The organism is Nitrosomonas sp. (assembly GCF_020852615.1).
GTDB lineage: Bacteria > Pseudomonadota > Gammaproteobacteria > Burkholderiales > Nitrosomonadaceae > Nitrosomonas.
Genome location: NZ_JADZAJ010000005.1, coordinates 76,295 through 89,137, shown reverse-complemented (window position 1 = coordinate 89,137; position 12,843 = coordinate 76,295). Strand labels below are relative to the sequence as shown.

At 47.7% G+C, this 12,843-nt stretch carries 11 protein-coding genes and 1 pseudogene; 7 read left to right on the top strand and 5 right to left on the bottom strand.

Annotated features, from left to right (window positions below; genetic code table 11):
• Positions 1 to 81 precede the first annotated feature (81 nt).
• Together IT527_RS00565 and IT527_RS00560 are read left to right on the top strand one after the other, a co-directional pair.
• Positions 82 to 753: a Bax inhibitor-1/YccA family protein gene (locus IT527_RS00565; protein ID WP_292965092.1), complete on the top strand. Its 672-nt coding sequence runs from the start codon at positions 82 to 84 to the stop codon at positions 751 to 753.
• 88 nt (positions 754 to 841) lie between these two features.
• Entirely contained in the window at positions 842 to 1,021 is a 180-nt protein-coding gene (locus IT527_RS00560; protein WP_292965089.1) for a hypothetical protein, read from the top strand.
• A gap of 121 nt (positions 1,022 to 1,142) precedes the next feature.
• Here the strand turns inward: IT527_RS00560 and IT527_RS00555 are convergent.
• The 5 genes and pseudogenes from IT527_RS00555 to IT527_RS00535 form a co-directional block, all read right to left on the bottom strand.
• A pseudogene (locus IT527_RS00555) lies at positions 1,143 to 1,379 on the bottom strand (transposase); the annotation flags it as partial.
• A 68-nt stretch (positions 1,380 to 1,447) separates the two neighbouring features.
• Positions 1,448 to 1,711: a hypothetical protein gene (locus IT527_RS00550; protein ID WP_292965086.1), complete on the bottom strand. Its 264-nt coding sequence runs from the start codon at positions 1,709 to 1,711 to the stop codon at positions 1,448 to 1,450.
• An 87-nt stretch (positions 1,712 to 1,798) separates the two neighbouring features.
• The gene (locus IT527_RS00545; RefSeq protein ID WP_292965260.1) at positions 1,799 to 1,966 is read right to left on the bottom strand and encodes a DUF1328 family protein; all 168 of its coding nucleotides are present in this window, start codon (positions 1,964 to 1,966) and stop codon (positions 1,799 to 1,801) included.
• Positions 1,967 to 2,001: 35 nt separating this feature from the next.
• On the bottom strand, positions 2,002 to 2,289 hold the full coding sequence (locus tag IT527_RS00540) for a hypothetical protein (protein WP_292965083.1): 288 nt from the start codon (positions 2,287 to 2,289) through the stop codon (positions 2,002 to 2,004).
• A 311-nt stretch (positions 2,290 to 2,600) separates the two neighbouring features.
• Positions 2,601 to 3,203: a uracil-DNA glycosylase family protein gene (locus IT527_RS00535; RefSeq protein ID WP_292965080.1), complete on the bottom strand. Its 603-nt coding sequence runs from the start codon at positions 3,201 to 3,203 to the stop codon at positions 2,601 to 2,603.
• A 457-nt stretch (positions 3,204 to 3,660) separates the two neighbouring features.
• On the opposite strand from IT527_RS00535, the gene IT527_RS00530 reads away from it, so the two are divergent.
• The 5 genes from IT527_RS00530 (at position 3,661) to IT527_RS00510 (ending at position 12,481) form a co-directional block, all read left to right on the top strand.
• Positions 3,661 to 6,048: a penicillin acylase family protein gene (locus IT527_RS00530; protein WP_292965077.1), complete on the top strand. Its 2,388-nt coding sequence runs from the start codon at positions 3,661 to 3,663 to the stop codon at positions 6,046 to 6,048.
• Between the two features lie 222 nt (positions 6,049 to 6,270).
• Positions 6,271 to 7,629, top strand: coding sequence for a PEP-CTERM-box response regulator transcription factor (gene prsR, locus IT527_RS00525; RefSeq protein WP_292965074.1), 1,359 nt, complete (start codon positions 6,271 to 6,273; stop codon positions 7,627 to 7,629).
• Positions 7,630 to 7,696: 67 nt separating this feature from the next.
• Entirely contained in the window at positions 7,697 to 9,280 is a 1,584-nt protein-coding gene (locus IT527_RS00520; protein ID WP_292965071.1) for an acyl-CoA ligase (AMP-forming), exosortase A system-associated, read from the top strand.
• Positions 9,277 to 10,512 (top strand): pyridoxal-dependent decarboxylase, exosortase A system-associated, encoded by a 1,236-nt coding sequence (locus IT527_RS00515; protein ID WP_292965069.1) that lies wholly within the window; start codon positions 9,277 to 9,279, stop codon positions 10,510 to 10,512. Before IT527_RS00520 ends, IT527_RS00515 begins: the two co-directional genes overlap by 4 nt.
• 112 nt (positions 10,513 to 10,624) lie before the next feature.
• Positions 10,625 to 12,481, top strand: a complete 1,857-nt coding sequence (locus tag IT527_RS00510) for an asparagine synthase-related protein (RefSeq protein WP_292965067.1) — start codon at positions 10,625 to 10,627, stop codon at positions 12,479 to 12,481.
• The last annotated feature ends 362 nt before the right edge of the window (positions 12,482 to 12,843 follow it).

The window sequence follows — 12,843 nt, the reverse complement described above, 5'->3', positions numbered from 1 at the left end:
AGGTGAGCTATAAATAAGACGTCTGAGTCACTATAACAAAAATAGTAGTAATTTATATACTTATGTTTGGAGGTCATTAAAATGAATCGAAGTTATTCCACAATTGCTCATAACGCATCATCTGCTTTTGCGACTAACAGGGTATTGCGTAACACTTACATACTGTTATCCTTAACGCTATTGTTCAGCGGTCTAACTGCCGGGCTTTCAATGTTCTTAAACATGCCACCAATGACATATTTGATTTCTGTGATGAGTGGCATGCTGATTGCAATGTTTGTATTACCCCGTTTTGCTCAATCTGTAGCGGGAATCGGAATTGTTTTTCTGATTACAGGTTTATTAGGATTTGGATTGGGCCCCATGTTAACCATGTATGCTTCTCTGCCTAATGGTGGAAATATCATTACATTGTCACTGGCGGGTACAGGCACGATATTTATGGGATTATCCATATATGCTCTTGCCACACGAAAAGATTTTAGTTTTCTGGGTGGATTCTTGATGGCAGGTTTTTTGTTAGTTTTACTTGCTGCTCTGGCAAATATTTTCTTACAAATACCTGCAATGTCATTAGCGATATCAGCTGTAGTTATTCTCACCATGAGCGGTTTTATTTTATATGATACGAGTCGTATTATTCATGGTGGTGAAACTAATTACGTGTTAGCAACAATCGGGCTATATATGACTATTTTCAATATCTTTATCAGCTTGTTGCAAATTCTAGGAATTATGGGTAATGACGATTAATTGTCGGCTACTTTAGCTATTCAAAGCCTCGGTCAAATCGAGGCTTTATTTTTAGAGTGGAATAAATGGAAGGAAAAGAGGTCTGGGCATGGATTGGATGCAAATCACCTCTGCATTAGCGTTAATAATATTCTTAATAATTTTATTTCCTGCAGCGCTGGAAATGATGAGGAACAGCCCTAAAGCGACTTCTTCGGATTGGAAAGCTATTATTGCCCCTCTAATAATAATTATTTTATTTATTATGTTGTTAATTAAGTTAGTTTAAGTCAAGTTTTTCTGGTGCGAGCTCAAGCTTGTTAACCATTCTCAGCTGACCTTTTTATTGTCAGCTCTCGCATGTTCTCTAGGCGTATGCAGATCCTGACCTACACCTGACCCGGCTCCATCAGGATGTCGGCCTTGAGACGCTCCTCGGCGTACACCTTCTTCAGCCGGGCATTCTCCGCCTCCAGTTCCTTCATTCTGGCTATCAAAGACACGTCCAGACCGCCATATTTCGCCTGCCATTTATAGAACGTCGCCGAGCTGATGCCGTGCTCTCGACACAGCTCCGGGACGGGCGTACCAACCTCGGCTTGCTTGAGAGCAGCAATGATCTGCTCTTCCGTAAACCGCTTCTTCAAGTCCTTTCTCCTTTATGAAAACGGACTTTGCTGGATTTCAGTCGGCGCTGTTTAGTGGGGGCAGGCAATCAGTCAACTTTATTTTTGATTTCAGATGCTTTGTCTTTAGTAGCATCATAAGCTTCACTTGCCCTGTTCTTTGCTTTTTGCTTCAAGCATTCAGCATCACTGTCTGTGCAGGTTGCTTCTTGTGTACGATTGATTGCTTTATTGGCTGCTCTTTTAGCATCATTTGTCTTTGTTTCCAGTTTTTCGGTGAAAGTTTCCTCTGCGATGACGGAAGATGACAGAAACATAAGAAGAACAGTTGACAGCAGATAGATTTTTTTCATTTTTCTACTCCTTTGTTTAAAATTAGAACATACAAACGTCCTTGTATGGCGTGGTCAATTACTTGAATTCTCACCGGGAATACCGATTCAAACAGGGAGTGTCCTTTTGCCCGGCAGATAAAAAACTACCGTGAGGATCAGGCCTGTGAAGGACAACACTTTCACTGCCCATGCAAGCGTTCCTGCAATACCTGCAAAACCCGGGATTCCAGCCAGAACAGCAATGAGAAAGAAAACTAATGCCCTACTAAACATAGTCTCCTCCACTTCAGTTGAGAGATTCAGTCTGTTTACTTGAACTTACCGACAAAATCAGAAAATGTTTTGCTGACAGTATTCCATTTTTCTTCTGCTTCATCCTTTATATCATCCCAGATACTGTCTGTTTTATCTGCCAGCTGATCCAGATAGGATGAGAGTTCAGCTCGTTTTTCTTCTGCCTCATCTAATTTCTTCTTGAACTCGATTTCGGCATCAGCAGTCAGGTTTTCTCCTTTTGTTTTCAGGAGATCGATTTGTGCACTCCACTCTTTTAACTGAACTTCAGCCTTCTTGATATAAGCTTCTCTATTACTCATGCTTTACCACTCCTTTCAGGTTATGGTTATTAATGATTTGCAAACGCAAACCGCTTTCTGAGTTAATGAACAGACGCTCGTGGTTTACTCTACTCCACAGTCACATGTCCGTAAAGCAGAAAACCTAATACAAACAAATAATCGAAATGGCATATCCGAACACTGCTACCTTTTCTTGAATCAGGTAAAACTTCATATATAAAGTTCAACGCATTAATTATTATTTATTGTAATCCGATACAAATCAGCCGGTAGATTAGGCATTTCTGACCGGAAATGAATGGCACCGGACGTTATTCCGGCATGGAAACTCAGGAATCGGCTGTCTGATTCAGAATTATCGCCACACGTTCCTGGAGTGCCGGGATGATTTCTTCCTCAAACCACGGATTGCGCCTCAACCAAAGGTTATTACGCGGGCTGGGGTGAGGGAGTGGCACGATATCAGGCCAGAATTTCCGCCAGGAGCGGACATTTTCAGTTAATGATGCTGATTTCCTGTCTTGCCGGGAAAAATAATAAGCCTGTGCATACTGGCCCACCAGCAGTGTCAGCCGGATATGATTCAGATGCGATAACAGTTCTGATCGCCAGGCAGGAGCACATTCAGGCCGGGGAGGTAAATCACCGGATTTTCCTGTTCCCGGAAAACACAGACCCATGGGTAAAATAGCAATCCGGCTGGAATCATAGAAAGTTTCGCGTGTCATGTTCAGCCACGCACGCAGTCGGTCGCCACTGGGGTCATTGAACGGTAAGCCGGTTTCATGCACTCGCCTGCCTGGCGCCTGGCTGGTAATCAGGATACGAGCTGATGGATGCAGCTGAAAGACAGGCCTTGGCCCCAATGGCAAATGCTCGGCACATAAAGTACAGCAGCGCACCTGCCTGATCAGTGAATCAAGATCATTCATACTTACCCCTGTGACTCGCAGAATGGCCGGTCACATGTGTAAAAACCGGAAATAACCAGGGAAATCATGCCTGATCGTTCTTTTGAAAAAAACGGAAATCCTGATTTTCTGGATGTCATGAAAAAATCTCCTTGACACATGCGAAAATATCCACACCTCTGCCTCAGATGGTATTGACAGCACCGCAAACCGGCTCTGGTATTGATAAATAAAATAAGATACTGTTTATAAACATTAAAATAAATGTACAAAAATTCAGCAGCTTTAAAAATACCGTTTGAAATGACAATCTTAAGCAAGTCGTTACCAGATTGTACACAAACTTATCCACAGGAATTGTGGACAAAAAAATAATGCCTCTGAAATGACAATGTGCAATTGGGGGCGGTGCTGTTTCCTGAGCGAAGATGAGGTCCCGCTGTTGTAATTCCAACAGTTTCCATTTTAAAGATCAAGTATGAAGTTATTACGCAACATATTGTTTTTTCTGTTTTTATTTATAATAACCACATTGCTGGCTGCCTGGCTGCTTCTTAAAGGCAGTTTACCTGTCTATGAAGGTGAGCGATCTGTTCCGGGACTGGCGAAAACGGTCACTATTGAACGGGACAAACTTGGTACCGTAACGCTGAGTGCTGAAAACCGGCTTGATCTGGCTCGCGGCTTGGGCTTTGTTCATGCGCAAGAGCGCTTTTTTGAAATGGATCTGATGCGCCGTAAAGCTGCCGGTGAGCTGGCGGAATTGTTCGGTACCGCTGCGTTACCCTCAGACCGGAAGGCGCGTATGCATCGTATGCGTGCCCGGGCACAGGCAATGTTACAGAAGCTGCCGGAAAATCAGCTTCATCTGCTTGAAGCTTATCGGGATGGAATTAATGCCGGGCTGGACAGCCTCTCTGTCAGGCAGTTGGGTTATTTGCTTACACAAACCGTACCACAGCCCTGGCGAAACGAAGATACGCTGTTAGTTGTACTTACCATGTATATGATTTTGCAGGAGAACAGTATTGAGCGTGAGCTGGGTTTATCAATGATGCATGCTTCTTTACCGGAATCCGCCTATCGGTTTCTGGCTGCTGCCGGAGGCGAATGGGATGCACCGCTGTTTGGAGAGCAATTTGAGTGGCCACCCTGTCCGCCCGCAACTGATCTTGACTTGCATGCCATCCGCAGACAGGTTGTATCAGACAGCAAATTTGAAGAAATCCCTGCTGTCGGCAGTAATGGATTTGCCGTGGGCGGGCATTTGACAGATGGCAGTGCACTGGTGGCCAATGATATGCATCTGGCTTTGCAGGTACCCAATTTATGGTTTCGCACCCGATTGATTTATTCGGATCCGCAACACCCTGAACAGAAAATTGATGTGACTGGCGTCAGTCTGCCAGGTACACCGGTGGTGGTTGCCGGTTCCAATCGCCATATTGCCTGGGGATTTACCAATTCTTATGGTGATTTTGCTGACTGGGTAAGAATTCGCCTTGATTCGGACGATTCCACCCGTTACCTGAATCAGGGTGAATGGAAGCCCATAAAAATATGGCGCGAAACGCTGTATGTGCGTGGTGCTCCTGACGAAGTTCTTGAAATCCATGAAACCGAATGGGGCCCGATTCTGGCAAAGGATTTTGATGGTACGCCTCTGGCATTGGCCTGGGTGGCTCATCAGGCTGATGCAGTCAATCTGAATATGGCCGATCTGGAACAGGCGGACAGCCTGGAAGAAGCAGTAAATATCGCCCGGCATATCGGTATGCCGGCACAAAATTTCATTGCCGGCAGCAGCAATGGTGATATTGCCTGGACGATTGCCGGCCATATTCCGCTACGTGCGGGAAACTATGATCCCGGCCTGCCGGCAGATTGGGGAAGCCGGCCCGTTGGCTGGAACGGCCGGCTCGCAGATGAAGATTATCCGCTGGTGATCAACCCGCCGGATATGCGCCTCTGGAACGGTAATTCCAGAATGATTGACGGTGTTTTATTAAATAAATTGGGGGATGGCGGATACGAGCTTGGAGCGCGCAGCCGGCAAATTCGGGATAAGCTGTATGCTCAAAACCGGTTTTCACCTGCGGATCTGCTGGCTATCCAGCTGGATGATCGCGCATTACTTCTTACCCGCTGGAAGCAGCTGCTGGATGAAACACTGCAAAAAACACCACCTGCCACATGGCGTAATGAAATACAGCAGGCACTGCAGGACTGGGATGGACACGCTTCTCCGCAATCAGTTGCTTACCGGATTGTGCATATTTTTCGTCTTGAAGTAATAAAACATCTCCTCGATGGATTTACTGCCAAAATAAAATCTGATTATCCCGAATTTGAAATGCCACGTTTGGGTCAGGCCGAGCACGCGGTATGGAAGCTGATTGAACAGCGCCCGCCTCATTTATTGCCTGCAGGTGACCGTGACTGGGACAGCATGCTTGCAGCTCGCGCACGCCAGGTAACAGAACAGATGCAGGCATTGCCTGGCGGAATTACTGCACGCAGCTGGGGAGAAAAAAATACGGCTGACATCAGACATCCATTCAGTCGCGCTCTGCCTTCATGGATTGCTGCCTGGCTGAATATGCCGGCTGATCCGTTACCCGGAGATCATCACATGCCACGTGTGCAGGCACCAAGTTTCGGTGCATCGTTACGCCTTGTCGTTGCGCCCGGAAAAGAAGAACAGGGCTATTTTGAAATGCCTGGCGGCCAAAGCGGACATCTGCTTTCTCCCTATTACGGGAGCGGACATGCTGACTGGGTAGCCGGGAAGCCTGTGCCGTTCATGCCCGGCTTAACGCAGCAGACCCTGCTCCTGCAGCCGGCCGGATTCAGGGTATTTCACTGATGAGACATAGCCTGTCTTCAGACCAGTCCAGGCTTATTTAAAGATATATTCTCATTTCTTATGCGTTATCCACCGGATTTTCAGGAATCCCCTTAATATCTCTGAAAGAATGTCGATAAATCTTACATCGCCATCGTCATTTTACTTTAATAGATATAACATGCTGAAATACAATATATTTATGGTTATTCAACCAGTAATGCCAGAATCGGTAATCGTGATATGAGTGCAAATGAAATACAGAAAAAACTGCTGGTAATAGAAGATGATCCCGGGCTTCAAAAGCAGCTGCGCTGGAATTTTGATGATTGCAGTGTGGCGGTCGCCTCTGACCGTGAAAGTGCACTGGTACAAATCCGCAAGCATGAACCTGCAGTTGTAACGATGGATCTGGGCCTGCCTCCTGATCCGGATGGCGCAACGGAAGGGTTGGCAACCTTGCAGCAAATTCTTGCCCTGGCACCTGATACCAAGGTCATCGTACTGACGGGCAACCAGAATCATGAAAATGCACTGAAAGCAATCAGCATGGGTGCGTATGATTTTCATCAGAAGCCACTTGATGCGAATGTGCTCAACCTGATTGTAAACCGGGCTTTCTATCTGCACAGATTACAGCGCGAAAATCGTGAATTACTGAAATCCACTTCGAGTACGGATATTCCCGGGCTGATTACCAATGACCCGGGGATGCTGAAAATATGTCAGGAAATCAAGCGTATTGCACCTTCCGATGTTACGGTCACGCTACTGGGTGAAAGCGGAACCGGCAAGGAAGTGCTGGCCAATGCACTCCATCAGCTGAGTCGCCGGAAACGCAATAAAATAATTGCAGTCAACTGTGCTGCAATTCCTGAATCCCTGCTGGAAACAGAACTGTTTGGCTACGAAAAAGGGGCTTTTACCGGAGCAGCCAGGCAAACACCCGGCAAAATCGAACTGGCGCAGGGCGGTACTTTTTTCCTGGATGAAATCGGTGATTTGCCGCTGGCATTACAGGCCAAACTGCTGAGATTCCTGCAGGAGCGTGTTATCGAACGTGTCGGGGGCAGAGAAGAAATTCCGGTAGATGTACGGGTTGTCTGCGCAACACACCAGAATCTGAAAAAAATGATTGAAGCCGGTACTTTCCGTGGAGATTTGTACTATCGCCTGTGTGAGATCAATATCCAGATTCCGGCACTTCGGGATCGTATTGAAGATGCCGTGTTGCTTGCGCATCATTTCAAAAATCATTTCAGAATAAAAGAAAAGCGCCAGGCACTCAATTTCAGCCAGGATGCGCTGGATGCCATCAGCAATCATTCCTGGCCGGGCAATATCCGTGAACTTGAAAACTGTATCAAGCGTGCGGTTATCATGGCGGAAGGGTCGCAAATCACGGCTGAAGACCTTGGTTTACTGCCAGGAGAAAAAATATTTGAGCCGGCCACGTTGCGTGAGGTTCGGGATCAGGCCGAGCAGGAAATGCTCATCAAAGTGCTGGCACGGGTAAATGGTAATATCGCCAGGGCGGCTGAATTACTTGGCGTTACACGACCCACACTTTACGATCTGATGAATCGTCACGGGCTCAAATAGGCTGTAGAATCCGGTCGGTTTATGACTGATCCATACCGTAACCTACTGACAGATATTACTCTGACAAATGCCCAGTCTTTTTCATGAACTGATTTATCAATCAGCCATCCGCAATCCTGATTCAGTCGCACTGACTGATCAGAAGCGACACCTTTCCTATGCTGCATTATCTGAAGCGGTGCAATCTGCCGCCAGTACCTTACACACCCTGGGTTTGGGACGTGGAGAACGGTTGGCTGTTTATCTGGAAAAACGGCTTGAAACAGTTATTGCACTGTTTGGTGCATCTGCTGCGGGAGGGGCGTTTGTTCCGGTTAATCCATTACTTAGAGCCGAGCAGGTTGGCTATATCCTGAACGATTGCAACGTCAGAATACTGGTTACTTCTGCTGAAAGATTCAATCTGCTGAAGCCGGTATTGCCACAGTGCCATGATCTGCATACCGTAATCGTTACAGATGATTTTCAGGGAACCGTTCCACAAGGGTTAAATGTTGTTCTGTGGGAACAAACACAGCTGTCTTCAAAAGTCGGCCGGCTGCCACGCTGTATTGACAGCGACATGGCCGCGATTCTGTATACCTCGGGCAGCACCGGTAAACCCAAGGGAGTGGTGCTTTCCCACCGCAATCTGGTAACCGGCGCGATCAGTGTTTCCCGCTATCTGAACAACCGGCCGGATGATCGCATACTGGCAGTGCTGCCACTCAGCTTTGATTATGGATTGAATCAGCTGAATACTGCTTTCCATGTTGGTGCTACTGCCATTTTGATGAATTACCTGCTGCCGCGCGATATTCTTGCCGTTGTCAGGCGTGAGCAGATAACGGGGCTGGCTGCGGTGCCGCCCTTGTGGACACAACTGGCGCAACTGAACTGGAAAGAGGCACAAAGCCTGCGCTACATCACCAATTCAGGTGGCGCCATGCCCCGTTCCACTCTGGCGCATCTGCGCAATACATTGCCCAACACACAAATTTTCCTGATGTATGGCCTGACCGAAGCGTTTCGTTCGACCTATCTGCCTCCCGAAGAAATAGACAAACGCCCGGATTCCATGGGCAAAGCCATTCCCAATGCAGAAGTCATGGTGCTGCGCGAGGATGGTTCTCACTGCGCACCGGGTGAGCCGGGTGAACTGGTACACCGCGGCCCGCTTGTTTCCCTGGGGTACTGGAATGATGCGGACAAAACAGCAGCCTGTTTCCGGCCGCTTGCACCGCGTCAGCCCGGTTTGACCATTCCTGAGCTGGCAGTCTGGTCGGGGGATACGGTACGTATGGATGACGAAGGTTATCTGTATTTCATTGGCCGGCGTGACGATATGATCAAAACTTCCGGTTACCGTGTCAGCCCCACCGAAGTGGAAGAGGTCATTTATGCCACTGAAATGGTGGCTGAAGCTGCTGCTTTCGGGGTACCTCACCCCACACTGGGACAGGCTATTGTTGTTGTCGCCACCCCCGGAACGGGCCTGGCGCTTGACCGGGATACACTGCAATCCGCCTGCAAACAACATTTACCCGCTTTCATGCAACCCGGCCTGATCGAATTGAGACAAACCAGTCTGCCTCGCAACCCGAATGGGAAAATCGATCGCAAGATTCTTGCCAGTGAATTTCAGCAAGCTTTTCAGACAGAGAAATTATGATGGTGAATCATCCTGAACATGCGCCGATAACACAGTTTCCGATACACGATAACTGCCTTGTCATTGGCGGAATTTCACTTGCACGCCTGGCACAGCGGATTGGAAGCACTCCTTTCTATGCTTATGATCGCCAGCTGATTTCAGCGCGTGTTCAATCTCTCAGGCAGCATTTACCGGCAAATATCCATTTGCATTACGCCATGAAGGCCAATCCCATGCCTGCCGTGGTACAGCACCTGGCTGGACTGGTAGATGGAATTGATGTGGCTTCTACTGGTGAAATGAAAGTGGCACTGGATGCGGGGGTTGCACCTGAAGCCATCAGTTTTGCCGGGCCGGGAAAAAGTCGTCAGGAACTGGCGTGTGCCATTGCGGCAGGGATTATCCTGAATGTGGAATCGGAGTACGAACTGGAAACAATTGCACAACTGGCAAAAGAAACCGGTTTTCAGGCCAGCGTTGCGGTACGGGTTAATCCCGATTTCGAGCTGAAATCTTCCGGGATGAAAATGGGGGGTGGCTCCAAGCAGTTTGGTATCGATGCCGAACGTGTTCCGGCAGTGCTGCAGCGCATTGCTCAGCTTAAACTTGATTTTGAGGGATTGCATATTTTTAGCGGATCACAGAATCTGCGGGTTGAAGCCATTCAGGAAGCACATGAAAAAACACTGCAACTGGGTTTGCAGCTTGCTGCTGTCTCACCGGTTCCTGTCCGCACTATCAATATCGGTGGTGGTTTTGGTGTTCCTTATTTCCCCGGTGAAAATCCACTGGATCTGGGTGCTGTAGGAAACAATCTGCAGCACCTGCTGGCAGCCATCCCCGTCAGGTTTTCAACCATCCGGTTCATCATCGAACTGGGGCGTTATATCGTCGCAGAAGCCGGGATTTATGTGTGCCGTGTTCTGGAAAGGAAAATTTCGAGAGGTCAGGTTTTTCTTATCACCAATGGCGGCCTTCATCACCATTTGGCGGCTTCCGGAAATTTTGGCCAGGTTATCCGCAAAAATTATCCGGTTGCTATTGGAAATAAAATGGGGATAAACGACACTGAAACCGTTTCAGTGGTGGGGCCGCTTTGTACGCCACTGGATCTGCTTGCTGACCGGATGGCGTTATCCAGAGCTGAACCGGGGGATTGGGTCGTCGTCTTTCAGTCTGGTGCCTACGGGCTGACGGCCAGCCCTGTTGCCTTTCTCAGCCACCCTGCTCCACTGGAAGTTCTGGTCTGAAAAATTACGCCGGGCCGGTATCTGTTCCAGCAGATAATCCGGCAAATACCCTGAAAACATCATACTGAAACCATGGAGATTTCCTGGTTTTTATATCGAATAAGGAAATGATATGAGCGGAATAGGTGGTTGGCTGGGAACAAGTCACTCAGCAATCGAAAATCAGCAAATCATTGATCGCATGGCCCGATCACTGACTCGCTTTGATAGCAGCGTGGCACAGACAGCGGTGCGGGGTAACGCTGCGCTTTCCATCGCCGCGAAGGTGAGTCACGCACATTTACATGAAAAAGATGGTCTGCTGACAGGCATCTGGGGAAGGATAAAATCCCGCAATGCAGCCCTGCAGGCTTCTATTAATGCGCAGGGAATGGCTGCAGCACTTGCTGTCCTGTGGCAGCAGAAAGGCAGGCAATCTTTCTCTGACCTTGCGGGTGAATTTGTGTGCTGCATTGTGGACAGTAATACGGGTGAAGTTGCTCTGGCCATTGATCCACTGGGCACACACGTGCTTTATTACCAGTCGATGGCGGATGGGATTCTGTTTGGCACCTCCGCCGATGCCCTGCTCCTTCACCCTGAGGCCAATACTGAAATCAACCCGCAAGGGCTGTTTAACTACCTCTATTTTCACATGATACCGGGGCCTGATACGATTTATCAGGCACAGAAACGCCTGCTTCCAGGAGAATATCTGTATTGCCATAACGGGCACATAGAGACTGGCCACCATACGCAGCTCCAGTTTAATGAAACTGTAAAGCGTCCTTTTCCTGAACTTAAGCAGGAATTTCTCTCGCTCCTCAGAAAAAGTGTTGGTGAAGCCATACAGGGACAGAAAGCCGGAGCATTTTTGAGCGGCGGGACGGACAGCTCCACACTTGCAGGAATACTGACAGAAATTACCGGCGAGCCAGCCAAAACATATTCAATTGGTTTTGAAGCGACCGGCTACGATGAAATGTATTACGCGCGCACTGCTGCCCGGCATTTTTCGACTGATCACCACGAATACTATGTCACACCGGATGATGTGGTGGAAACCATCCCGATGATCGCATCAGTCTTTGACCAGCCTTTCGGTAATGCATCAGCTCTCCCGGCTTACTATTGCGGGCGCATGGCTAAAAATGACGGGCTGGATCTGTTACTGGGAGGAGACGGTGGAGATGAACTGTTTGGTGGTAACACACGTTATGCAAAACAGTATATTTTTTCGCTTTATGAAAAAATTCCGGCACCATTCAGAAATTATCTGCTTTCCCCTTTAATTCTGTCTCTCCCGGAAGACAAAGGTCCAAAATTACTGCGCAAGGCGCGGAGCTATGTTGCGCAGGCCACTGTCCCCATGCCGCATCGTATGGAAACTTATAACCTGTTGATGCATTACGGGGCTGAAACTGTATTCTCGGCGGAATTACTGGCAAAAATTAATACGGCACAACCTTCCCGGCTGATTGAACAAACCTATCGGGAAGCATCTCATGCACATAGTTTGATCAATCGCATGCTCGCCTTTGACTGGAAATTTACGCTTGCTGATAATGATTTTCCCAAAGTTGTCCAGGCTTGTCGCCTGGCCGGTATGGAGGTCGCATTCCCGTTTGCCAATGATGAAATGCTTGCTTTCTCACTTGCACTTCCACCCGAGCAGAAGCTAAAAGGAACACAGCTGCGCTATTTCTTTAAGCAGGCACTACGCGGATTTTTGCCGGATGAGATTATTACCAAGAAAAAACAGGGATTTGGCCTGCCGTTTGGTGTCTGGCTCCAGACGCATCAATCTCTGAGAGAGATTTCGGCAGATAGTTTAAGCGACCTTAAATCGCGCAATATTATTCGTACTGATTTTATTGACAGACTGCTCGACCGGCATCTTCATGAACATGCCAGCTATCACGGTACGATGGTATGGCTGCTGATGATGCTGGAGTTCTGGTTCAAGCAACACCACCCTGCCAGATCTTAATTGTGATTCATTTACGCTATACCCTGCCTCGGAGACGGTTAAGGACGCTCTGAAAAACGATCTGCATTATCCGCCACGTTAGAAACAGGCTAAAAACGTTCATTTACGATCGGTAAACTGTACTTTTTTGCCTGTTTTTTTCTTTGTACCAGCTGTCTCACTAATATATTTTTCAGTAAATTCTCAAAAACCAGCCATCATTGGCTTGTCATATTATGACGACATAAGTATAGTAAGAAGCGTCTTGTTTCAACGACATGTATGCCCTGTTTCCAGGTTGAGTAATTTGCCTGCCTGCCCGGAAACAGGGAAATACCGAATGGCAAAGCCATAAATATAAAATCATATTATTCATATATTCC

Coding starts and splice junctions, on each gene's coding strand:
- IT527_RS00520 (WP_292965071.1), top strand. CDS start 7,697: ATGCCCAGTCTTTTTCATGAACTGATTTATCAATCAGCCATCCGCAAT.
- IT527_RS00540 (WP_292965083.1), bottom strand. CDS start 2,289: ATGAGTAATAGAGAAGCTTATATCAAGAAGGCTGAAGTTCAGTTAAAA.
- IT527_RS00535 (WP_292965080.1), bottom strand. CDS start 3,203: ATGAATGATCTTGATTCACTGATCAGGCAGGTGCGCTGCTGTACTTTA.
- prsR (WP_292965074.1), top strand. CDS start 6,271: ATGAGTGCAAATGAAATACAGAAAAAACTGCTGGTAATAGAAGATGAT.
- IT527_RS00510 (WP_292965067.1), top strand. CDS start 10,625: ATGAGCGGAATAGGTGGTTGGCTGGGAACAAGTCACTCAGCAATCGAA.
- IT527_RS00530 (WP_292965077.1), top strand. CDS start 3,661: ATGAAGTTATTACGCAACATATTGTTTTTTCTGTTTTTATTTATAATA.
- IT527_RS00545 (WP_292965260.1), bottom strand. CDS start 1,966: ATGTTTAGTAGGGCATTAGTTTTCTTTCTCATTGCTGTTCTGGCTGGA.
- IT527_RS00515 (WP_292965069.1), top strand. CDS start 9,277: ATGATGGTGAATCATCCTGAACATGCGCCGATAACACAGTTTCCGATA.
- IT527_RS00550 (WP_292965086.1), bottom strand. CDS start 1,711: ATGAAAAAAATCTATCTGCTGTCAACTGTTCTTCTTATGTTTCTGTCA.
- IT527_RS00560 (WP_292965089.1), top strand. CDS start 842: ATGGATTGGATGCAAATCACCTCTGCATTAGCGTTAATAATATTCTTA.
- IT527_RS00565 (WP_292965092.1), top strand. CDS start 82: ATGAATCGAAGTTATTCCACAATTGCTCATAACGCATCATCTGCTTTT.